The organism is Phytobacter sp. (genome assembly GCF_059074235.1).
The window spans coordinates 1-21,851 of sequence record NZ_JCACPZ010000002.1 but is presented as its reverse complement, the minus strand read 5'-3'; the positions used below and the strand labels follow the sequence as shown (position 1 = coordinate 21,851).

Sequence of the window (21,851 nt, the reverse complement as noted above, 5' to 3'; positions counted from 1 at the left end):
GGTCTTCCCCGCCTTACCAGGCCAGTTCTGTACGGGCAATAATTGCGTCCTGCGCTTCCGGCATCAGCGTCGAGAACAGGGCGCAGTAACCGGCCACGCGGACCATCAGGTTCGGATAATCCTCCGGACGTTCTTTTGCCGCCCGCAGGATGTTCGAATCGATAATGTTGAACTGGTTGTGGAAGATATTCTTCTCGCGACTGGCTTCCATGAACGCGGTGAATTTCTCCAGGTTATCGTCACCTTCCAGCGCACTCGGTGTGAATTTCATGTTCAGTAACTGACCGCCAGCGATTTTCTGGTTTGGCAGTTTCGCCACAGAGTTGATGACCGCCGTCGGGCCCTCTTTATCTGCACCGAGGCACGGTGATGCGCCTTCGTTCAGCGGCAGGGTTGCCAGACGACCATCCGGGGTCGCGCCAACGTCAAAACCATTAGGTACATACGAGGTGATGTTGGAGGTGGACATGGTGTATCCACAGCCCTTCGGTCCCTTACCGTAACGGTCGGTTTTGTACTTCGGCAGCAGCTTCAGATAGGACTCGAATACGTCGGCGACGATGTAGTCAACATAGTCGATGTCGTTACCGAACTTCGGCGCGTTGCGGCACAGCTTACGTACACGGGCACCTTCGATACCGTCGAAGTTGCAGTCCATGGCGTCGCGCAGTTGTTTGAGCGTCAGCACTTTGTCATCAAAGACCAGCTTTTTCACAGCGGCCAGGCTGTCGCCGACCACGGAAGGACCGATGTTGGAGGAGCTGACGAAGTCATACTCTGCGCCGCCGTTTTTCAACGTTTTACCGCGCTCCAGCGAACAGTTGATGGTGGCGGAGGCAAAGGCGTCGGCATCGTGATATTTCAACGCGCGGTCGCAGACCAGGTCACAATCCACTGCGAGGTCGGAGTAGAACTCAAGCAGTTGGTTCCATGCGGCCCAGACTTCATCGTAAGAGGCATAATTAATCTCGCGGCCTTCTTTGCCGTTCACTTTCACCAGCTGTACGCCGGTTGCTGGGTCGCAGCCGTTGTTCATCACCAGTTCAAGGATTTTGCCGAAGTTCACGTAGGTCATGCCGGTGGCGCGGTGGCCCCATCGGCCCGGAATGGCCGTTTCCACGCAGCCCATCGAGGCATATTCGCGAGCCACTTCTTCTGTCAGACCGAGGGTCATCATCGCCGGGATCACCACTTCGTCGCAGAAGATGGACGGCATACCGAAGCCTTTGCGGATCAGTTTTGCTGAATCCTGCATCAGTGAGTGCGGGGTATCTTTGGAGAAGCGTACGCTCAGGTTTGGCTCCGGCAGGCCGGTCAATGCCATGGCTTCCAGCGACAGATAAGAGAGGTCGTTGGTGCCGTCGGTGCCGTCTGGCTTCATGCCGCCCACCATCAGGTTAGAGTAGAGCGGGTAGCCGCCGCTGTACTGGGTATGGCCCCATGGGCGAACTTTGTTCAGGCTGTTGGTCATGATGAAGAAGTGGGTCAGGATCTCCAGCGCCTTCTCTTTGCTGATTTTGCCGGAATTGATATCCGCTTCGTAGAATGGCCAGACGTACTGGTCGAAACGGCCGAAGGAGAAAGAGTGGCCGTTACTTTCGATCATCATCAGCAGGTGGGTCAGGTAGACGGTTTCAACAGCTTCGTAGAAGTTCTGCGCTTTGCCTTCCATCAGGTGGGCAAACATCTCGCTCATCGCCAGCAGTTCGTCACGACGTTTATCGTCGGCGGTTTTTGCGGCTTCCTCTTTGGCGAGCACGGAGAAGCGTTTGCAGTAATTCAGTGCCGCTTCCATGGTGATGATGACGGCTTCATAGAAATCTTTCTGTTCTTCGGTCAGGTCTTTGTCTTCGGCCAGGTGCTGTCTGGCGATATCGCGCATGCCGCCGTAGCCGACTTCCAGCACGAAGTCATGGTTCGGGATGATGTGACCGTCGCCGGACATGCTGATACCGCCACGGTGCAGAACGCCCTGTTTTTCTGCCAGGCGGTTAATTTGCGGCAGGTTGGCCAGCACTTCATCCTGGTGGGTTTTGCCCTGCCAGTAATCCTGCAGCACGCGCAGGCGTGCTTTGGTCTCTTCGCTCACCTGGAAACTGTCACCGGAGCGTTTGTCGAACTCGTCCAGCTCATCAATAACCCAGTTAAACGAGAATTCCGGGAAGACAGGTGCCGCAAAGTTGGCGCTCGCCTGGTTACCGACGATCAGCATGTCCGGTTCGATGTAGATGGTCATTTTTTCCAGAATATCGGCTAGCGCCAGCGCGCGGCGAATGACGATCGATTTGCCTTCGGAGCGTTTGAAGGAGTCGGTGATGATCTCGGCGCGTTCCGGGCAGATGGTCGCCACGCGATGGAACATCTGATCCTGTTTTTTGGCGATACGCGCAAAATCACAGTCGTTGCTGGTGGGTTTGAAGCTGAGTAATCCGTTCATAAATTCCCTCACTGGTGAAATGGTTTTTGTGCATTTCATTCCTGAGGTGTGTTTTTGTCAATCATTTAATGTTTTATTTTGTTTCTTTTGTCACAAAAGAATCCACATGGAACATTTAGTGGCACAGAAAAACACAAGCGCCCTCATCGAGGGCGAAGGGGATTATTCGGCGTTGTCAGCCAGGATAAGTTCAGTGGAGTGGTGGGTAAGAAGGGTTAATACGTCTGCCGAAACGTCGCTTTGGCTAATCACCACATCGAAATCGCTAAGTTGACCATGACCCGCCAGGAAGGTCTGACCGAATTTGCTTTTGTCGGCCAGCAGGATTTTTTGTCGCCCGGCGCGGGCCAGTGCCTGTTTGACATGGGCGTCGGTCATTTTGGGGACCGTCAGCTCACCCTGCTCATTGATGCCTTGAGTACTCAGAAAGACTTTGTCGGCATGCAACGTACTGAAGAATTCGGCGGTGCTGAATGAGACCATGCCCTGGGTATCATCTTCATACTCACCCGGAGCGACAATCAGCTTGATGTTGCTGCGTCCCTTGAGCAGATTTACGACCGGCACGGAGTTAGTTATCACCATGATTTTCTTATCGAAAATACATTGCGCGAAAGCCAGCGCCGTGGTGCCGCAGTCGATAATTATGGTGTCGCCATCTTCCACCCGTTCAGCGGCTTTAAGTCCAATCAGGTGCTTATCATCCACCATTTGCACGGATTTGAGCTGGAAACTGGGCTCCACGCTGGCACCGCTGGTGAGATAGGCACCGCCGTAACTGGTTTTTACAATACCCTGCTTTTCGAAGAATGAGAGGTCACGGCGAATGGTCATTTTGGTGACGCCAAATTTCTCTGCCAGGTCATTAACCACGACCTTTTTTTCCTGCTGCAGAATGGCATAGATGCTCATTCTTCTGTCTGATGATTGCATGAAGAGGATTCACTAAGGGGAAAAACGCACTATAAAGCACATAAATTTCAGTGACAATATGGATTGAAAAGAACATAAAGAAACACTCCCGGACGGTGCCGGGAGCGTGATGAGGTTATTCCCACTCTTCAAGGAAGCGCTGACCATACTGGTCGGCGACTAACAGCGCGGCATAAACCTGATCCGCTGTTGCGCCACCTGGCATGTTATGGATGGTTTCGCCTTCGGCACAGGCGGCTTCTGCCACGATGCGCATTTTGGCCGGGATATCGTCAGTAATATCCAGTTGTGCCAGCGTGATTGGCAGACCGACGGTGTGGCAAAGTGCGGCGACGGTTTCAATCTCTTCCGCTGGCGCATTTTCCAGTACCAGCTGCGTGAGTGTACCAAAGGCCACTTTTTCGCCGTGGTAGTAATGGTGGGCATCCGGGATTGCCGTCAGGCCGTTGTGGATAGCGTGCGCTGCCGCCAGACCACCGCTTTCAAAGCCGACACCGCTCAGGAAGGTATTGGCTTCAACGACCAATTCCAGCGCTGGGGTGACGACATGCTGCTCAGCGGCCAGCATCGCTTTTTCACCTTCGGCGATCAGCGTGTTATAGCAGAGTTCTGCCAGCGCCAGGGCTGCCTGAGTGCACTGCCCGCCTGCCATAGTGGTGGCACCACTACGGGAACAGGCACGGGCTTCGAACCAGGTTGCCAGCGCATCACCAATCCCAGCCGCCAGTAAACGCGCCGGTGCGCCTGCCACGATTTTGGTGTCGACAATGACGCGGTCCGGGTTATTCGGCAGCATCAGATAGCGATCAAACTCGCCTTCATCGGTGTAGATGACCGACAGCGCGCTGCAAGGTGCATCCGTAGATGCGATGGTGGGCGCAATCGCCACCGGCACGCCCATGAAATGGGCCAGGGCTTTTGCGGTATCGAGGGTTTTACCACCACCAATACCCAACACGGCACCGCAATGTGCGTTTTCTGCAATTGCACGTAGGCGGTCGATTTCATTCTGTGAACATTCGCCGCCGAAAGGCACCACTTCGCAAGCCAGACCGGCATCGGCCAGACTTTTTTGCAACGCTTCCTGAGCGAAACCTAAAACAAATTTGTCCCCCACAACCAGCCAGCTTGCTGCCAGTGGTTTGAGGTAGTCACCGAGACGGATGATAACGTCTGCACCCTGAATATATTTGCCTGGGGATTGAATAATGCGGTCCATACATTTTCTCCATTCTGGCTATTCAGGCCGCGGGTTGCGGCCCTCTTGCCGGGTTACAGGTTGAGATTGCCAAATGCGTTGTTCCAGTCCTGTTCAAATTTCTCCACTGCCGACTCTACCGCGGGCGTATTGAGCATTTGTTGCGCTACATCTAAAGGAAGGGTGATCGCTTCACAACCGGCCAGCAGGCAGTCCAGCGCCTGACGAGGGGTTTTGAAGCTTGCTGCCAGCACTTTGCTTTCCGGTGCATGCTGCTCAAGCAGGCTCTGAAGCTCCTGAACGGTGCGGATCCCATCTCCACCCTGGGCATCGACACGATTCACGTAAGGGGCAACGTATTTTGCGCCAGCCAGTGCGGCAAGCAGCCCTTGCGCAGCGCTGTAAACGGCAGTGCCCAGTGTCGGGATACCCTCTTTTTTGAGCAGCTTAATGGCCGCCAGTCCTTCGAAGGTCACCGGGATTTTGACGACAATACCCGGTACGGCGTTGCTCAGGCGTTTGGCCTCAGCCACCATGCCTGCTGCGTCACGGCTCATCACCTGTGCGAACAGCGTACCTTCCGGGCCGACAGCTTTTTGCAGGCGCGGTAAGACGTCCCAGATGGATTCTTTACCCGCAGCAACAATGCTCGGGTTGGTGGTCACGCCCGCGAGGGGGTAGATACGCGCCAGTCGTTCAACTTCGTTCACATTGGCGGTGTCCAGATACAGTTCCATGATACGTCCTCTTAATTTCCCCGAATGATTTCTGTCTACAGAATACGAGGGGGGGAGTAAGGCGCGCTACGTGACATTTCTGCCAAAAACTGGACAAATGTAATATCAGGTTGAAAGCATGATCTGCATCACGTTTGAGTGGTGTTGGGTCGGTAGGCGACTGATTACGCTGAACTTAACAAAACCTGGCACGTTTTAATATTACAAAAATCCAGCAAATAGCATTTTTGCACGCATTACATGACGGCGTGTTATGACGGCTTTTTCTCGATTAACTGGCTGTGATATTGCCGACGATACTCTGACGGAGAACGCTCAGTGTTCTTGCGAAACAGGCGGCAGAAGTAGTTGCTGTCCACAAATCCACAGGTGTGCGCGACTTCTTTCACCTTAAGGTCATAACCCTTAAGCAGCGCTTTGGCATGTTCGAGGCGCGTATGGTTAAGGTACTCATTAAACCCAACGGTGCCGGTTTTCTGGAAAAGGTGAGAGAGGTAGTTGGGGGAGATATAAAAAGACTGCGCCACGGATTCGCGGGTTAGCGGCATGGCGTAATGTTCGTCGATATAGTCGCGTATGGCTTCGAAAAGAGCCTGACTTTTGGATGCGGTTTGAATCTGACTGCCGAGCAAATCTTGGCAGTGGCTGAGCAGACTGGCGACAATTAAACGGGCGGTTTGCTGCTCTTTCGGCTGCATCTGTATTTCATGGAGCGTTTGCAAAAGGAAAGAGCCGATACGCGGCCCACGGCGGGCAACATGCTGTTTTGTCAGGTTATACAGCTCTTCGCCATCCCAGCGCGTCACGCTGAACCCCAACTGTTGTTTACCAAACAGGATACTCAGCGTGGTGGCGGGGGTGGACCACTGCGGGAAATTCCAGCTGCCTGCCGGGACATACAGAACGTCATGCTCCACCATTAATGGCGTCTCTCCAGCCATCCCTAAATCATCCAGTTTCCCTTCCAGCACGATTTCCAGACGTGGGAAATCCACCTGCAAGGCGAGCGATGGCGCTGGCCCTGTCGCACCGATAAAGCAGATCTGGTGCAGAGGTGTTGGGCCGTTAATCAGACGAGAGAGGAGGTGGCTGACGTCGTAATTCATGGTTTCCTTTTCCTGGCACACGAACCGCATAACCTTAACGGGCGGCATAAAAAAAGGCCACACCCGGTGTGGCCTTTTTGCTCGATGCTGTGAGGGTTAGCCGGTATTACGCATACCCGCAGCGACACCCGCGATGGTAACCATCAATGCCTGCTCAACGCGGCGATCCGGCTCTTTACCTTCCTCTTCCGCTTTACGCGAACGGTGAAGCAACTCAGCCTGCAGCACGTTTAACGGGTCGGTGTAGATATTACGCAGTTGAATAGACTCGGCAATCCATGGCAAATCGGCCATCAGATGGGAGTCGTTGGCGATAGCCAGCACCACGTTGATATCCGCTTCGAGCAGCTTACGCAGCTCTGAACCCAGCGCCCACAGTTCCGGGGCAACAAGACGCTGATCGTAGTATTCCGCCAGCCACAGGTCCGCTTTAGAGAAGACCATCTCCAGCATGCCCAGGCGAGTAGAGAAGAACGGCCAGTCGCGGCACATGGCTTCCAGATCGCTCTGTTTGCCATCTTCCACCACTTTTTGCAGCGCCGCACCCGCACCCAGCCAGGCTGGTAGCATCAGGCGGTTCTGCGTCCAGGCGAAGATCCACGGAATCGCACGCAGAGACTCCACTCCGCCGGTTGGGCGACGTTTAGCCGGACGGGAACCGAGCGGCAACTTGCCCAGTTCCTGCTCTGGTGTGGCAGAGCGGAAGTACGGCACGAAGTCTTTGTTTTCACGCACGTAGCCACGGTACATATCGCAGGAGATGTCCGACAGCTCGTCCATGATGTCACGCCAGCCATCTTTCGGCTCCGGCGGTGGCAATAGGTTCGCTTCCAGAATGGCGCTGGTGTAGAGCGACAGGCTGCTGATGGTGACTTCTGGCAGACCGTATTTGAAGCGAATCATCTCACCCTGTTCGGTGACACGCAGGCCGCCTTTCAGGCTACCCGGTGGTTGAGAAAGCAGGGCGGCGTGAGCCGGTGCACCGCCACGGCCAATAGAACCACCGCGACCGTGGAACAGCGTCAGTTCGATGCCGGCTTTTTCACAGGTTTTGATCAGTGCGTCCTGCGCCTGATACTGTGCCCAGGAAGCGGCCATCACGCCCGCGTCTTTTGCGGAGTCAGAATAGCCAATCATCACCATCTGTTTGCCCTGGATAAAGCCGCGATACCAGTCGATGTTAAGCAACTGGGTCATGACATCATCGGCGTTGTTCAGATCGTCAAGGGTTTCGAACAGAGGCGCGACCGGCAGAGCATAGTCGATACCGGCTTCTTTCAGCAGCAGGTGCACGCCCAGAACGTCGGACGGGGTCTTCGCCATGGAGATCACATAGGCGGCAACCGATCCTTTCGGCGCATCAACGATTGCTTTGCAGGTCCTGAGCACCTCGAGGGTTTCATTGCTAGGTTCCCAGTTACGCGGTAGCAGAGGACGCTTGGAGTTCAGCTCGCGGATCAGGAATGCCTGTTTGTCAGCTTCAGACCAGCTTTCATAATCGCCGATACCCAGGTAACGGGTCAGTTCGCCCAGTGCTTCGGTGTGACGGGTGCTTTCCTGACGAACGTCAATACGCACCAGCGGCACGCCAAAACATTTCACGCGCCTAAGGGTATCGAGCAGTTCACCATTGGCGATGATGCCCATACCGCAGGCTTGCAGAGATTTGTAACAGGCGTAAAGCGGTTCCCACAGTTGTTCGTTCTGGCTCAGCAGACCTTCTGGTTTCGGCAATCGCTGGCCTTTCAGGCGCGCTTCCAGCCAGGCCTGCGTTGCCATCAGCTGGCCGCGCAGTTTTTTCATCAGATAGCGATACGGTTCCTGCGCGCCTTCGGCACCGGCCAGTTCACGAAGCTCGTCGGTACATTCGACCATCGACAGCTCAGAGATCAGCAACTGAATATCTTTCAGGAACAGATCGGTCGCTTTCCAGCGGCTCAGCAGCAGGACGTGACGGGTAATGTCTGCAGTAACGTTCGGGTTGCCGTCGCGGTCGCCGCCCATCCAGGAGGTAAAGCGGACCGGTACGAAATCGACTGGCAGTTTGTAATTCAGGTTCTCTTCGAGCTGTTCGTTGAGCTCGCGAAGATAGTTAGGCACGCCTTCCCACAGACTGTTTTCGACAACCGCAAAGCCCCATTTGGCTTCGTCGACCGGGCTCGGGCGATGTTTACGGATTTCATCGGTATGCCAGGACTGCGCGATAAGCTGGCGCAGGCGGCGCATCAGCTGATGGCGCTCATAGTCGGCGATATCGGTGTTATCCAGCTGCTTTAAGCAGGTGTTCACTTCCACCATTTTGTGGATCAGTGTACGGCGGGTGATCTCTGTCGGGTGGGCGGTCAGCACCAGCTCCAGCGACAGCGATTCAACGGCTTTCTTGATAGCCGCTTCGTTGAGATCGGGTTGGTCTTTCAGTTTACGCAGCGTACGAGCAATCACTTCCGGGTTGTTTGCGGCTTCGCCTTTTGGCGAAATGCTGTGGTATTGCTCGGCGGTATTGGCAAGGTTCAGAAACTGGCTGAAGGCGCGAGCGACCGGCAACAGTTCATCATTGGACAGGTTTTGCAGCGTGTTGAGCAGCTCCTGACGGTTAGCTTCATTACCAGCACGTGAAGATTTGGACAGCTTACGGATTGTTTCGACCCGTTCAAGAATGTGCTCTCCCAACGCATCCTTGATGGTATCCCCCAGCAGCTTGCCGAGCATACTGACATTACTACGCAAAGCGGAATATTGTTCGTTCATGTTAACCCAGACACCCCATCTCATTTTATTTTGTTATATCCACCGTCCTGCAACGTGAAACGGATAGATATCAGACACCGCCTTTTATAAAGCCACGTAAAACCCACGGCGTCAATTGCTGCGAAATCGGTTCAGCAAACGAATAAATGCCGTGAATTTACGAAATTTAATTCGCTTTGCGGCTGATAAGCATAGCTTATGGAATTGTGAACAACGTCACTGCGTTTTCTCCTCACCCCGAGGGCGATTTATCGGGATGAGGAGGGGGTTAATCAGTGCCAGCAGAAGTGATGCACGACCTGTGTGATCAACTCGCGTGTTGGTTTTATAAAGCGTGTCTCAAGATATTCATCAGGCTGATGGGCCTGATTAATGGAGCCTGGTCCTAACACCAGCGTTGGGCACAGAGTTTGAATAAACGGCGCTTCGGTGCAGTAGTTAACCACTTCCGTTTCTACACCCAGCAGTTTTTCCACCACTTCTACCAGCTGATGGTCCGGCGGGCATTCGTAACCTGGAATTGGTGGATGCAGTTCGGATACCGTCAGGCGACCCGGCCAGCGGCTGCTTACCGGCTCTAACGCCTCTTCAAGCAGGCCGTTCAGATCGTTCAGGGTCATGCCCGGCAGCGGTCGAATGTCCATGTGCAGTTCGCAGCAGGCACAAATTCGGTTAGAGGCGTCGCCACCGTTAATGCTGCCAAGGTTCAGCGTTGGGTACGGCACGGTGAAGGCGTCGTAGTGATAACGCTCTTTCAGGTTATCGCGCAGATGCAGGATATGGCCGATGGCGTCATGCATCAGTTCGATGGCGTTGACCCCACGCGCCGGATCGCTGGAATGACCCGATTGCCCCAGAATGCGGATAGCGCTGGAGATGTGGCCCTTGTGAGCGCGTACCGGCTGCAAGGAAGTCGGTTCGCCAATAATGGCGCAATCCGGACGGAGCTGCGTGTTCTCTGCAAAGTAACGTGCGCCCGCCATGCTGGTCTCTTCGTCGGCGGTTGCCAGCACATAGAGCGGCTTTTTCAGTTTCGTCACATCAACATCACGCAGGGCATCCAGGATGAAGGCGAAGAAGCCTTTCATGTCTGCGGTGCCCAGTCCGTAAAGTTTGTTGTCGTGTTCGGTCAGTGTAAAGGGATCGCGCGTCCAGCGTCCGTCGTCAAACGGAACGGTATCCGTGTGGCCGGTCAATAAGAGGCCACCGGCTCCCTCGCCAATACTGGCTAACAGGTTAAACTTGTTACGGGTGCCGGGGACGGGCTGCACTTCAACCTTGAACCCGAGGTCGCCAAACCACCCAGCCAGCAGATTGATTAAAGAAGCATTGCTTTGATCAAGGGCTTCTTCCGTTGCGCTGATGGACGGAGTGCCAATCAGGGCGCGGTAAATCTCGATAAATGGTGGCAAATTCATTTTCATTGTTGACATACCTGAGTTCGTGATAGTATCAATATTCATGCATTAATAGTGAATAAAAATACATTAATGTTGAGCGTAAAGGAACCCATTCGGCGCCTTTACAGAGCGACGAGGGATTGATGCCGAATCACTCCCTGGCAAACTTGACGCACTAAGAAGGTAGACTGCCCCGATGTTGAACACGTTAATTGTGGGTGCCAGCGGCTACGCCGGCGCAGAGCTAGTGACCTATGTAAATCGCCATCCTCATATGAACATAACCGCTTTGACGGTTTCAGCGCAAAGCAATGATGCAGGAAAATTAGTCTCCGATTTACATCCGCAGTTGAAAGGTATTGTCGATCTGCCGTTGCAGCCTATGTCCGACATCAGCGAATTCGTTGAGGGTGTGGACGTGGTGTTCCTGGCGACCGCACATGAAGTGAGTCACGACCTGGCACCGCAGTTCCTCGCAGCAGGCTGCGTGGTGTTTGACCTCTCTGGTGCGTTCCGCGTTAACGATCTCGCGTTCTATGAAAAATTCTATGGCTTCACTCACCAGCATCCTGACCTGCTCGCGCAGGCGGTATACGGGCTGGCCGAGTGGAGCGCCAACGCGCTGAGGGACGCGAATCTCATCGCGGTTCCAGGTTGCTATCCAACCGCAGCACAACTCTCTCTTAAACCACTGATCGATGCGGGTGTACTGGATCTCAACCAGTGGCCGGTGATCAACGCGACCAGTGGCGTCAGTGGTGCAGGGCGCAAAGCGGCGATCTCCAACAGCTTCTGCGAAGTCAGCCTGCAGCCGTATGGTGTGTTTAACCATCGCCACCATCCGGAAATCACGACTCACTTGGGCGCACCGGTGATTTTTACCCCGCACCTGGGTAACTTCCCGCGTGGCATTCTGGAAACCATTACCTGCCGTCTGAAGCCGGGTGTCACACACGCGCAGATTGCGGCGATTTTCCAGCAGGCCTATGGCGACAAGCCGCTGGTGCGTCTGTATGAAAAAGGCGTTCCGGCACTGAAAAATGTGGTGGGTCTGCCGTTCTGCGATATCGGTTTTGCGGTACAGGATGAACACCTGATTGTGGTTGCGACGGAAGATAACCTTCTGAAAGGTGCGGCCGCTCAGGCAATGCAGTGTGCAAATATTCGTTTCGGCTATGCTGAAACCCAGTCTCTAATCTAATTGAGTGCAGGCGTGAAAATGAACCCATTAATTATTAAACTCGGTGGCGTACTGCTGGATAGTGAAGAAGCGCTGGAGCGTCTGTTTACCGCGCTGGTGAATTACCGTGAATCCCATGACCGCCCGTTAGTGATTGTGCACGGCGGCGGCTGCGTGGTGGATGAGCTGATGAAAAAACTCAATCTGCCGGTGACCAAGAAAAACGGTCTGCGCGTCACGCCTGCCGATCAAATCGATATTATTACCGGTGCGTTGGCGGGCACGGCGAACAAAACCCTGCTGGCCTGGGCGAAAAAACACAAGATTGCTTCCGTTGGCCTGTTCCTGGGCGATGGGGATAGCGTGAAAGTGACGCAACTCGATAAAGAGTTGGGCCATGTTGGTCAGGCACTGCCGGGCTCGCCGAAGCTGGTGAACGCACTGCTGGACGGGGGCTTCTTGCCCGTCATTAGCTCTATCGGTGTGACGGACGATGGTCGCCTGATGAACGTCAATGCTGACCAGGCAGCGACTGCTCTGGCGGCAACGCTGGGCGCAGATTTGATTTTGCTCTCCGATGTCAGCGGCATTCTGGATGGGAAAGGCCAGCGCATTGCCGAAATGACAGCAGCAAAAGCGGAGCAGCTGATTGAGCAGGGGATTATTACCGACGGCATGATTGTGAAGGTAAATGCGGCGCTGGATGCAGCTCGCGCCCTGAACCGCCCGGTTGATATTGCCTCCTGGCGTCACGCAGAACAACTGCCAGCACTGTTTAACGGTACGCCTATCGGCACCCGTATTCTCGCGTAAGCACAGACAACATCATCTCCAGGCCGGATACGCGCATCGCTATCCGGTATTGAAATCTAAGAATTTAAGGAAGCATGTTATGGCACTTTGGGGTGGGCGTTTTACTCAGGCAGCAGATCAACGGTTCAAACAGTTCAACGACTCTTTGCGCTTTGACTATCGCCTGGCGGAGCAGGATATCGTTGGCTCTGTGGCCTGGTCCAAAGCACTGGTCACCGTAGGTGTGTTAACCAGCGATGAGCAACTGCAACTTGAAGAAGCACTGAATGTGTTGCTGCAGGAAGTGCAGGCCAACCCACAGCAGATCCTCGAAAGTGATGCGGAAGATATTCATAGCTGGGTTGAAGGCAAGCTGATCGACAAAGTGGGTCAACTGGGCAAAAAGCTGCACACCGGGCGTAGTCGTAACGACCAGGTCGCAACCGATCTTAAGTTGTGGTGCAAAGACACAGTCGTGGAGTTGCTTGCCGCTTGTCGTCAGTTGCAAGCCGCGTTGGTCGAAACCGCAGAGAATAATCAGGATGCGGTGATGCCGGGTTACACCCACTTGCAGCGTGCCCAGCCAGTCACTTTCGCACACTGGTGCCTGGCCTACGTTGAAATGCTGGCGCGTGATGAGAGCCGTTTACAGGATACGCTTAAACGTCTGGATGTGAGCCCGCTGGGCTGTGGTGCGCTGGCGGGTACTGCATACGAAATTGATCGTGAGCAGCTGGCTGGATGGCTGGGCTTTGCCTCTGCGACCCGCAACAGCCTGGACACCGTTTCTGACCGTGACCACGTGCTGGAATTGCTTTCAGATGCCTCTATTAGCATGGTGCACTTGTCTCGTTTCGCTGAAGATCTGATTTTCTTCAACACCGGCGAAGCAGGATTTGTGGAGCTTTCTGACCGTGTGACTTCTGGTTCATCACTGATGCCGCAGAAGAAAAACCCGGATGCGCTGGAACTGATCCGTGGTAAATGCGGGCGTGTACAAGGTGCGCTGACCGGCATGATGATGACCCTGAAAGGGCTGCCGTTGGCCTACAACAAAGATATGCAGGAAGATAAAGAAGGGCTGTTCGATGCACTCGACACCTGGCTTGACTGCCTGCATATGGCGGCACTGGTGCTGGATGGCATTCAGGTGAAACGTCCGCGTTGTCAGGAAGCGGCGCAGCAGGGCTACGCGAATGCGACTGAACTGGCGGACTATCTGGTTGCCAAAGGCGTGCCGTTCCGTGAAGCACACCATATTGTAGGCGAAGCGGTTGTCGAAGCTATTCGTCAGGGTAAACCGCTGGAAGATTTGGCGCTGGTGGATTTGCAGAAATTCAGTGCCGTTATCGCCGATGACGTCTATCCGATTCTGTCGCTGCAATCCTGTCTGGACAAGCGTGCTGCGAAAGGCGGCGTGTCCCCGCAGCAGGTTGCACAGGCAATTGCGGATGCGAAAAATCGTTTAGTCTGATCCTCTGCGGGCTGATGCCCTCACTACATCCCTCTGTCCACACGGAGGGAGAGCAAAATAGCCTGACCCTGCGTTGGGCTTTTTTACGCAAAAAAAAGCGGACACGGGGTCCGCAAAATGTTCACGTTGGCTTTAGTTATTCAGAGAGATAGAGGCAGTGGCATCAAGGGTAATGGTGACCGCTTCGTTTCTTGTGCTAATTATTGTACAGAACCCTTGATAGGGATAATCGTTCATTGCTATTCTATCTATCGCCACGAACTATCGTGGCGACGGAGGATGAATAATGAATATTCGTGATCTTGAATATCTGGTGGCGTTAGCTGAACACCGCCATTTTCGCCGTGCAGCGGATTCCTGCCATGTCAGCCAGCCAACTCTGAGCGGGCAAATTCGTAAACTGGAAGATGAGCTGGGTGTGATGTTGCTAGAACGCACCAGCCGCAAAGTCCTGTTTACGCAGGCCGGTCTGTTGCTGGTGGATCAGGCGCGCACAGTGTTGCGTGAGGTCAAAGTGCTCAAGGAGATGGCAAGCCAGCAGGGGGAAGCAATGTCCGGCCCACTGCATATTGGTTTAATCCCCACCGTTGGACCTTATCTGCTGCCGCATATTATCCCTTTGCTGCATCAGACGTTCCCGAAACTGGAAATGTACCTGCACGAAGCGCAAACCCATCAATTACTGGCGCAACTGGACAGCGGTAAACTCGACTGTGCCATTCTCGCGCTGGTGAAAGAGAGTGAAGCCTTTATTGAAGTGCCGCTGTTTGATGAGCCGATGATGCTGGCAATTTATGCTGACCATCCATGGGCGAGTCGCGACCGCGTTCCGATGGCCGACCTGGCAGGTGAGAAATTGCTGATGCTGGAAGATGGTCATTGTCTGCGCGATCAGGCAATGGGCTTCTGCTTTGAAGCGGGTGCGGAAGAAGATACCCATTTCCGGGCAACCAGTCTTGAGACGCTGCGCAACATGGTGGCGGCAGGGAGCGGTATTACTTTGCTGCCTGCGCTGGCGGTTCCGCGTGAGCGCGAGCGTGATGGCGTGGTCTATCTGCCCTGCATCAAGCCGGAACCCCGGCGTACCGTTGGGTTGGTTTATCGCCCTGGCTCACCGCTGCGTAACCGCTATGAGCAGTTGGCGGAGGCCATCCGTGGTGCGATGGATGGCCACTTTGACAGCGCGTTAAAACAGGCGGTTTAAGCCATTTAACGCGGCTACCCGGTAGGCTTCCGCCATGGTCGGGTAGTTAAAGGTGGTGTTAACAAAGTACTCAATCGTGTTACCACCGCCTTTCTGCTCCATAATCGCCTGGCCGATGTGAATGATTTCGGCCGCGCGCTCACCAAAGCAATGAATCCCCAAAATCTCTTTGGTTTCTCGGTGGAACAGAATTTTCAGCGTCCCTACGCTCATTCCCACAATTTGCGCCCTTGCCAGGTGTTTGAACTGCGCCCGGCCCACTTCATAAGGCACTTTCATTGCGGTCAGCTGTTGTTCGGTTTTACCCACAGAGCTGATTTCAGGAATGGTATAGATCCCGGTCGGGATATCTTCAATCAGGTGCGCGGTGGCTTCACCTTTTATCATCGCTTGCGCGGCAATGCGGCCCTGGTCGTAAGCGGCAGATGCCAGACTCGGGTAGCCAATCACGTCACCGACCGCGTAGATATGCTGTAGCGCAGTCTGGTACATGCTGTTGACCTTCAACTGACCACGCCCATCGGCATCCAGACCAATGTTTTCCAGCTTCAGGCTGTCCGTGTTACCGGTGCGGCCGTTAGCATAGAGCAGGCAGTCTGCTTTTACTTTCTTACCGGATTTCAGGTGCATAATCACACCGTCGTCCATGGCCTCAATGCGCTCATACTCTTCGTTATGGCGAATCACTACGCCACTGTTCCAGAAGTGGTAAGAGAGCGAATCCGACATTTCCTGATCGAGGAAAGCCAGCAGACGATCGCGGGTGTTGATCAAATCCACCTTGACGTTCATCCCGCGGAAGATCGAGGCATATTCACAGCCGATCACCCCCGCACCATAGATGATCACATGGCGGGGTTCATGATGCATGTTGAGGATTGAGTCGCTGTCGTAGATGCGCGGATGCGCAAAATCGGTGTCCGCCGGGTGGTAAGGGCGTGAACCGCAGGCAATCACAAATTTCTCGGCTGTTAAGGTCTCAACCGACCCGTCCGGACACTCCAGCGCCAGCGTATGCGGGTCAACGAAGTGCGCATTCCCCTGTAGGATTTCACAGCGGTTACGCTCGTAAAAGCCCTGACGCATCTGCGTTTGCTGATTAATCACGCTGTCTGCATGATTCAAAATGTCGGCAAAAGAGGAGCGGAGAATACGGGTGTGGTCGCTGTATAACGGGTTTTGATTGAATTCAATGATGCGGCTAACGGCATGGCGGAGGGCTTTAGAGGGGATGGTTCCCCAATGGGTACAACCGCCGCCCACGTTGTGATAGCGCTCAATGACCGCTATCCGGGCACCCTGTTTAACCAGACCCATAGCAGCACCTTCGCCGCCCGGGCCTGAGCCTATAACTATTGCGTCGTAATCGTAGGAATGTGGCATGGCAAGGCTTACCTGTTCTTATACATAAAAGCAACATAATAGTAACATCAACGGCGGGATAACCCAATTATCGTTGTGCTTTTTTCGTGCGGGAAAGCAGAAAGACCTCGTAAACAATCATTCACAATCCAGTACAATCCGATTAGTTTTATTCTCTGGTATAGTGCCAGAAGGTCTGCGGAGGGATTCAAGCATCGTGATGGGCGTAAGAGCGCAACAAAAAGAGAGAACCCGGCGTTCGCTGGTTGAAGCAGCATTCAGTCAACTGAGCGCTGAGCGAAGTTTCGCCAGCCTGAGTCTGCGCGAAGTTGCGCGGGAAGCGGGTATTGCCCCAACGTCCTTTTATCGTCATTTCCGCGATGTGGATGAACTCGGCCTGACCATGGTCGATGAGAGTGGTTTGATGCTACGTCAGTTGATGCGCCAGGCGCGTCAACGTATTGCTAAAGGTGGCAGTGTTATCCGCACATCGGTCTCAACGTTTATGGAGTTTATCGGCAACAACCCTAATGCTTTCCAGCTGTTACTGCGTGAACGCTCAGGAACGTCGGCTGCGTTTCGTGCGGCGGTTGCGCGGGAAATCCAGCATTTTATTGCGGAACTTGCTGACTATCTTGAACTCGAAAACCATATGCCGCGAGCGTTCACCGAAGCGCAGGCCGAGGCCATGGTGACGATTGTTTTCAGTGCGGGCGCTGAGGCACTGGATGTGGGCATTGAACAACGCCGGCAATTAGAAGAGCGACTGGTATTGCAACTGCGGATGATTTCTAAAGGTGCGTATTACTGGTATCGACGTGAACAAGAAAAAGTAGCACATCAAACCGACGAGTGAAGGGTGAGTAATGAAACAGTCAGGTCAAGATAAAGGTACGTTGTTGCTGGCGTTGATCGCTGGCTTATCCATTAATGGCACTTTTGCAGCGATTTTTAGCTCCATTGTGCCTTTCTCCGTGTTCCCGATTCTTTCACTGGTGCTGACGGTCTACTGCCTGCATCAGCGTTATCAAAACCGTACCATGCCCGTTGGCTTGCCCGGTCTTGCAGCGGCCTGCTTTATTCTCGGTGTGCTGCTTTATAGCACCGTGGTGCGTGCGGAGTATCCGGATATCGGCTCCAACTTCTTCCCCGCGGTGCTGTCGGTGATTCTGGTGTTCTGGATCGGTTTCCGTATGCGTAACCGTAATCAGGGGCTGTAGGCCGGATACGGCATTTATGCCGCCATCCGGCAATCGGTACTACTTCGCTGTCAGCAGAACCCCGCACTCCATATGGTGCGTATAAGGGAACTGATCGAACAGGGCCAGACGCTCAATGTTGTGCGTCTGGCTTAGCGTTTCCAGATTCTTACACAAGGTTTCCGGATTACAGGAGATATAGAGAATCCGCGGATACGCCTGCACCATCTTCTCGGTTTCACTGTCCAGCCCACTGCGTGGTGGATCGACGAAAATCGTCTCACACTGGTAACTCTTCAAATCGATGCCCTGCAAGCGGTTAAATTCACGAACACCGTTCATGGCCTGAGTGAACTCTTCTGCCGACATACGGATAATCTGCACATTGTCGATATGGTTTGCCGCTATGTTGTACTGCGCGGCGGCGACCGACGGTTTAGCGATTTCCGTTGCCAGGACGCGATCAAAGTTACGTGCCAGCGCCAACGAGAAATTACCGTTACCGCAGTACAACTCCAGCAGGTCCCCGGTTGATTCTTTCGTGGCACCCAGTGCCCACTCCAGCATCTGCACATTCATAGCTGCATTGGGCTGCGTAAAGCTGTTTTCGACCTGGCGATAGATCATCTCTTTACCGCCGACAGGCAAGCGCTCGTCAATAAAGTCCTGGTCCAGCTCGATTTTGGTTTTGGTTGCACGGCCAATCAGGTGCACATTCAGGTTTTGTGCTCGCAGGGCATCACGAAGACGGGTCGCCTCTTCACGCCATTCATCATCCAGCTTTTTATGATACAGCAGGGATACAATGGCCTGATTACTCATGGTGGTCAGGTAATCAATCTGGAAGAGCTTGTGGCGCAGCGTTTTGTTCTCGCGCAGGTTCTCCATCAGCACTTTCATCAACTGATTAATCAACTCGCTCGCGGCCGGAAAGCTGTCGACACGGATACGACTTTTGGTCTGCTGATCGAAAATAATGTGGTACAGGTCGTCACCATCGTGCCAGATGCGGAACTCTGCACGCATGCGGTAGTGGCTGACTGGCGAACGGAACACCTCCGGTACGGGCGCGGAGAAGGGCGTCATCATCGACTGCAGACGCACGACTTTCTCGGCCAGTTGCGCTTCGTACTGTTCTGTTGGCAGGTGTTCTGGTGTCATCGTATTTCCTGAATGATTAAGAATAACGCGGGGATTGTAGGGATTGCTCAGGGGATGTCCAGTCTCGGATGTTTTTTCGATTCCCCTCATAGCAGTCTGGACATCTATATGTTTCTGAATGTAGCATCCCTGTTCCGGTCCTGTGAGTTAAAAGGGAACCCAGTGTGAATCTGGGGCTGACGCGCAGCGGTAAGGAAGGGTGGGATGATAGCGAAAGCAGACACTGCTTATACCCTAAATAATTCGAGTTGCAGGCAGGCGGCAACGCAGCGAGTCCCCAGGAGCTTACTAAAGTAAGTGACTGGGGTGAGCGAGGAAAGCCAACGCATATGCAACTTGAAGTATGACGGGTAGATATGAAGTGGGAAGTCATCATCTTGTAGTACCCCCGAGCCCGAAGACCTGCCGGAATTACGTCGCATTTGGTGTCATCGTCGCGAGCTACTGATGGTACCTGCGGCATCCTTCTTATTATGTGGATGCTCACACAATGATTAAAAAAGCTTCGCTGCTGACGGCTCTCTCCGTCACGGCATTTTCTGGCTGGGCGCAGGACAGTAACTCAGACACTCTGGTAGTGACAGCAAATCGTTTTCAACAACCAGTGAATACCGTACTGGCACCTACCGATGTGGTCACGCGTGAAGATATTCAGCGCTGGCAGTCAAAAGATCTCAACGATGTTATGCGTCGTCTACCGGGCGTGGACATTGCCCAATATGGTGGAATCGGGCAGAGTTCGTCTCTCTTTGTTCGCGGTACTGAAGCACGCCATGTACTGGTGCTGATTGACGGCGTACCCATGGCGCGTGCCGGCATTGGCAATGCGATTGATATTGGTCAGATCCCGGTATCACTTGTTCAACGCATCGAATACATCCGTGGCCCACGTTCTGCGGTTTATGGTTCTGGTGCAATTGGCGGTGTAGTGAACATCATTACGATGAGTGATGATGAGCGTGCGCAGATTAACGCAGGAATGGGGTCCAGGGGATATCAGAACTACGACGGCGCGATCAATCAACGCTTCGGCGACACGATGGTAACCGCTGCGGGCGCCTATCAGACGACCAAAGGTTTTAACGTTCAGCCTGATTCAACCTACGCTGACGACAGCGATCGCGACGGTTACCGCAATAAGCTGTTCTGGGGCGGCGTTCAGCACAAGTTTAATGACAGCGTTTCAGGTTTCTTCCGTGGCTACGGTTACACCTCAAATACCGACTACGATCAGGGCAGCGGTGGCTATGCAGGTGGTGGCGATGAAAGCCAGAACTACACCCAATCATGGGATACCGGTCTTAACTATCATTCCGGGATTTACTCTTCTCAGCTGATTGCTAACTATCAGCATCTCAAAAACTACAATTACAACGCGCAGGATGGCCGCTACGCATCCAGCGCGAGCCTGGACAACATGGAACAGCGTTATATCCAATGGGGTAATAACGTTGAGGTTGGACAGGGCTCAGTCAGCGGTGGCGTTGACTGGAAGCAAGAGAAACTGCAATCCAGCGGCACATCCAGTACGGATGTCTATAAGCGTGATACCACCGGACTCTATCTGACCGGTCAGCAGCAAATTGACCGCGTTACCCTGGAAGCGTCCGGGCGTGAGGACCATGATGAGCAGTTCGGCTGGCATGGTACCTGGCAGACAGCCGCAGGCTGGGAGTTTGTTGACAACTACCGTGCGACGCTTTCTTACGGTACCGGGTTCCTGGCGCCATCGCTTGGGCAGCAGTTTGGCGCAGAGCGGTTTGGCATCGCGTCCAACCCGAATCTGAAACCGGAAGAGTCTAAGCAGTGGGAAGCGGGGCTTGAAGGGCTGACCGGGCCGATTGACTGGCGCCTGTCTGCTTATCGTTATGAAATTGATAATCTCATTACTTACAGCAACACCGCATACTACAACATCAACTCTGCCACAATTAAAGGTGTGGAGTGGACCGGAAACGTAACGACAGGCCCTGTTGATCATCATCTGACGCTGCAGTATATCGACCCGCGTGATGACGAAACCAACAAGGTGCTTGCTCGCCGCGCGAAGCAGCAGGTGAAGTACGAACTGACCGGACAGGTTTATGATCTCGGCTGGAACGTGGCGTATCAATATATGGGGCAACGTTATGACAGTGCCTATGATGCAACAACCTATACTTCCCATACCGTTAAGATGGGGGGCGTGAGCGTCTGGGACATTGGATTGTCATATCCTGTGACCTCTCACCTGACAGTTCGTGGTAAAATAGCTAACCTGTTCGATAAAGACTACGAGACAGCTTATGGCTACCAAACTGCAGGACGAGAATACACCTTGTCTGGCAGCTACACCTTCTAAACTACGGCCCACCGTGCTGGTGTTTGATTCCGGCGTCGGTGGGTTATCGGTTTATGACGAGATCCGGCATCTCCTGCCGGATCTGCATTACATTTATACTTTCGATAACGTTGCCTTTCCTTATGGGGAAAAGAGCGAAGAGTTTATTGTTGAACGCGTGGTTGAAATCGTGACCGCCGTTCAGGCCCAATACCCACTCTCCCTTGCCGTTATCGCCTGTAACACCGCAAGTACCGTTTCTCTCCCTGCCTTGCGCGAAAAATTCTCTTTCCCTGTTGTCGGTGTCGTCCCTGCAATCAAACCTGCCGCGCGTTTAACGGCGAATGGTGTCGTGGGATTGTTGGCCACCCGTGCGACGGTGAAGCGGCCTTATACCCATGAGTTGATTTCGCGTTTTGCGAATGAGTGCAAGATCGAAATGTTGGGTTCCGCTGAGCTGGTGGAGCTGGCCGAAGCCAAACTGCATGGCAAGCCTGTCCCGCTTGATGAAATAAAGAAAATCCTTCGCCCGTGGCTGCGTATGACTGAACCGCCGGATACGGTGGTGCTAGGTTGTACCCACTTCCCTTTGCTGCAACA

At 53.8% G+C, this 21,851-nt stretch carries 17 protein-coding genes and 1 riboswitch; of the genes, 8 read left to right on the top strand and 9 right to left on the bottom strand.

The window, feature by feature from the left end; all coding sequences use genetic code 11:
- Nucleotides 1-13 precede the first annotated feature (13 nt).
- The 7 genes from AC5JPW_RS02745 to argE form a co-directional block, all read right to left on the bottom strand.
- The gene (locus AC5JPW_RS02745; protein ID WP_494238149.1) at nt 14-2,437 is read right to left on the bottom strand and encodes a glycyl radical protein; all 2,424 of its coding nucleotides are present in this window, start codon (nt 2,435-2,437) and stop codon (nt 14-16) included.
- Between the two features lie 162 nt (nt 2,438-2,599).
- Nucleotides 2,600-3,349, bottom strand: a complete 750-nt coding sequence (locus tag AC5JPW_RS02740; protein WP_494238148.1) for a DeoR/GlpR family DNA-binding transcription regulator — start codon at nt 3,347-3,349, stop codon at nt 2,600-2,602.
- A 136-nt stretch (nt 3,350-3,485) separates the two neighbouring features.
- Nucleotides 3,486-4,589: a bifunctional L-1,2-propanediol dehydrogenase/glycerol dehydrogenase gene (gene gldA, locus AC5JPW_RS02735; RefSeq protein ID WP_494238147.1), complete on the bottom strand. Its 1,104-nt coding sequence runs from the start codon at nt 4,587-4,589 to the stop codon at nt 3,486-3,488.
- A gap of 53 nt (nt 4,590-4,642) precedes the next feature.
- Entirely contained in the window at nt 4,643-5,305 is a 663-nt protein-coding gene (fsa, locus tag AC5JPW_RS02730) for a fructose-6-phosphate aldolase (RefSeq protein ID WP_494238146.1), read from the bottom strand.
- 251 nt (nt 5,306-5,556) lie between these two features.
- A complete protein-coding gene (locus tag AC5JPW_RS02725) occupies nt 5,557-6,411 on the bottom strand; it encodes an AraC family transcriptional regulator (RefSeq protein ID WP_494238145.1) in 855 nt (284 codons plus the stop codon).
- Between the two features lie 96 nt (nt 6,412-6,507).
- Nucleotides 6,508-9,159: a phosphoenolpyruvate carboxylase gene (gene ppc, locus AC5JPW_RS02720; protein WP_494238144.1), complete on the bottom strand. Its 2,652-nt coding sequence runs from the start codon at nt 9,157-9,159 to the stop codon at nt 6,508-6,510.
- A gap of 272 nt (nt 9,160-9,431) precedes the next feature.
- Nucleotides 9,432-10,583 carry an acetylornithine deacetylase gene (argE, locus tag AC5JPW_RS02715; protein WP_494238143.1) on the bottom strand — a complete coding sequence of 384 codons (1,152 nt, stop codon included), beginning with the start codon at nt 10,581-10,583 and terminating at the stop codon, nt 9,432-9,434.
- A 172-nt stretch (nt 10,584-10,755) separates the two neighbouring features.
- On the opposite strand from argE, the gene argC reads away from it, so the two are divergent.
- From argC to oxyR, 4 genes are all read left to right on the top strand, one after another.
- Entirely contained in the window at nt 10,756-11,760 is a 1,005-nt protein-coding gene (gene argC / locus AC5JPW_RS02710) for an N-acetyl-gamma-glutamyl-phosphate reductase (protein ID WP_494238142.1), read from the top strand.
- 18 nt (nt 11,761-11,778) lie between these two features.
- Nucleotides 11,779-12,552, top strand: coding sequence for an acetylglutamate kinase (gene argB, locus AC5JPW_RS02705; RefSeq protein WP_494238141.1), 774 nt, complete (start codon nt 11,779-11,781; stop codon nt 12,550-12,552).
- 79 nt (nt 12,553-12,631) lie between these two features.
- The gene (gene argH, locus AC5JPW_RS02700; RefSeq protein WP_494238140.1) at nt 12,632-14,005 is read left to right on the top strand and encodes an argininosuccinate lyase; all 1,374 of its coding nucleotides are present in this window, start codon (nt 12,632-12,634) and stop codon (nt 14,003-14,005) included.
- A 286-nt stretch (nt 14,006-14,291) separates the two neighbouring features.
- Nucleotides 14,292-15,209 (top strand): DNA-binding transcriptional regulator OxyR, encoded by a 918-nt coding sequence (oxyR, locus tag AC5JPW_RS02695; RefSeq protein ID WP_494238139.1) that lies wholly within the window; start codon nt 14,292-14,294, stop codon nt 15,207-15,209.
- Here oxyR and sthA read toward each other — a convergent pair.
- Complete coding sequence (gene sthA, locus AC5JPW_RS02690) at nt 15,192-16,592, bottom strand: Si-specific NAD(P)(+) transhydrogenase (RefSeq protein WP_494238138.1); 1,401 nt, start codon at nt 16,590-16,592, stop codon at nt 15,192-15,194. The genes oxyR and sthA overlap by 18 nt on opposite strands.
- A gap of 196 nt (nt 16,593-16,788) precedes the next feature.
- Between sthA and fabR the strand changes: the two genes are divergently transcribed.
- The gene (gene fabR, locus AC5JPW_RS02685) at nt 16,789-17,427 is read left to right on the top strand and encodes an HTH-type transcriptional repressor FabR (protein WP_494238137.1); all 639 of its coding nucleotides are present in this window, start codon (nt 16,789-16,791) and stop codon (nt 17,425-17,427) included.
- Nucleotides 17,428-17,437: 10 nt separating this feature from the next.
- Nucleotides 17,438-17,791 (top strand): YijD family membrane protein, encoded by a 354-nt coding sequence (locus AC5JPW_RS02680; RefSeq protein WP_494238136.1) that lies wholly within the window; start codon nt 17,438-17,440, stop codon nt 17,789-17,791.
- Nucleotides 17,792-17,830: 39 nt separating this feature from the next.
- Here AC5JPW_RS02680 and trmA read toward each other — a convergent pair whose 3' ends face one another.
- Complete coding sequence (gene trmA / locus AC5JPW_RS02675) at nt 17,831-18,931, bottom strand: tRNA (uridine(54)-C5)-methyltransferase TrmA (protein WP_494238135.1); 1,101 nt, start codon at nt 18,929-18,931, stop codon at nt 17,831-17,833.
- Nucleotides 18,932-19,049: 118 nt separating this feature from the next.
- Nucleotides 19,050-19,355, top strand: a riboswitch (cobalamin riboswitch).
- A 66-nt stretch (nt 19,356-19,421) separates the two neighbouring features.
- On the opposite strand from trmA, the gene btuB reads away from it, so the two are divergent.
- Nucleotides 19,422-21,272, top strand: a complete 1,851-nt coding sequence (gene btuB, locus AC5JPW_RS02670) for a TonB-dependent vitamin B12 receptor BtuB (RefSeq protein ID WP_494238134.1) — start codon at nt 19,422-19,424, stop codon at nt 21,270-21,272.
- Nucleotides 21,217-21,851, top strand: a 635-nt coding sequence (gene murI / locus AC5JPW_RS02665; RefSeq protein WP_494238133.1) for a glutamate racemase, incomplete at its 3' end; no start/stop codon positions are given. The genes btuB and murI, both read left to right, overlap by 56 nt.

Coding starts and splice junctions, on each gene's coding strand:
- argE (WP_494238143.1), bottom strand. CDS start 10,583: ATGAAAATGAATTTGCCACCATTTATCGAGATTTACCGCGCCCTGATT.
- trmA (WP_494238135.1), bottom strand. CDS start 18,931: ATGACACCAGAACACCTGCCAACAGAACAGTACGAAGCGCAACTGGCC.
- AC5JPW_RS02725 (WP_494238145.1), bottom strand. CDS start 6,411: ATGAATTACGACGTCAGCCACCTCCTCTCTCGTCTGATTAACGGCCCA.
- sthA (WP_494238138.1), bottom strand. CDS start 16,592: ATGCCACATTCCTACGATTACGACGCAATAGTTATAGGCTCAGGCCCG.
- argC (WP_494238142.1), top strand. CDS start 10,756: ATGTTGAACACGTTAATTGTGGGTGCCAGCGGCTACGCCGGCGCAGAG.
- AC5JPW_RS02745 (WP_494238149.1), bottom strand. CDS start 2,437: ATGAACGGATTACTCAGCTTCAAACCCACCAGCAACGACTGTGATTTT.
- AC5JPW_RS02740 (WP_494238148.1), bottom strand. CDS start 3,349: ATGAGCATCTATGCCATTCTGCAGCAGGAAAAAAAGGTCGTGGTTAAT.
- gldA (WP_494238147.1), bottom strand. CDS start 4,589: ATGGACCGCATTATTCAATCCCCAGGCAAATATATTCAGGGTGCAGAC.
- argB (WP_494238141.1), top strand. CDS start 11,779: ATGAACCCATTAATTATTAAACTCGGTGGCGTACTGCTGGATAGTGAA.
- AC5JPW_RS02680 (WP_494238136.1), top strand. CDS start 17,438: ATGAAACAGTCAGGTCAAGATAAAGGTACGTTGTTGCTGGCGTTGATC.
- argH (WP_494238140.1), top strand. CDS start 12,632: ATGGCACTTTGGGGTGGGCGTTTTACTCAGGCAGCAGATCAACGGTTC.
- oxyR (WP_494238139.1), top strand. CDS start 14,292: ATGAATATTCGTGATCTTGAATATCTGGTGGCGTTAGCTGAACACCGC.
- ppc (WP_494238144.1), bottom strand. CDS start 9,159: ATGAACGAACAATATTCCGCTTTGCGTAGTAATGTCAGTATGCTCGGC.
- fsa (WP_494238146.1), bottom strand. CDS start 5,305: ATGGAACTGTATCTGGACACCGCCAATGTGAACGAAGTTGAACGACTG.
- btuB (WP_494238134.1), top strand. CDS start 19,422: ATGATTAAAAAAGCTTCGCTGCTGACGGCTCTCTCCGTCACGGCATTT.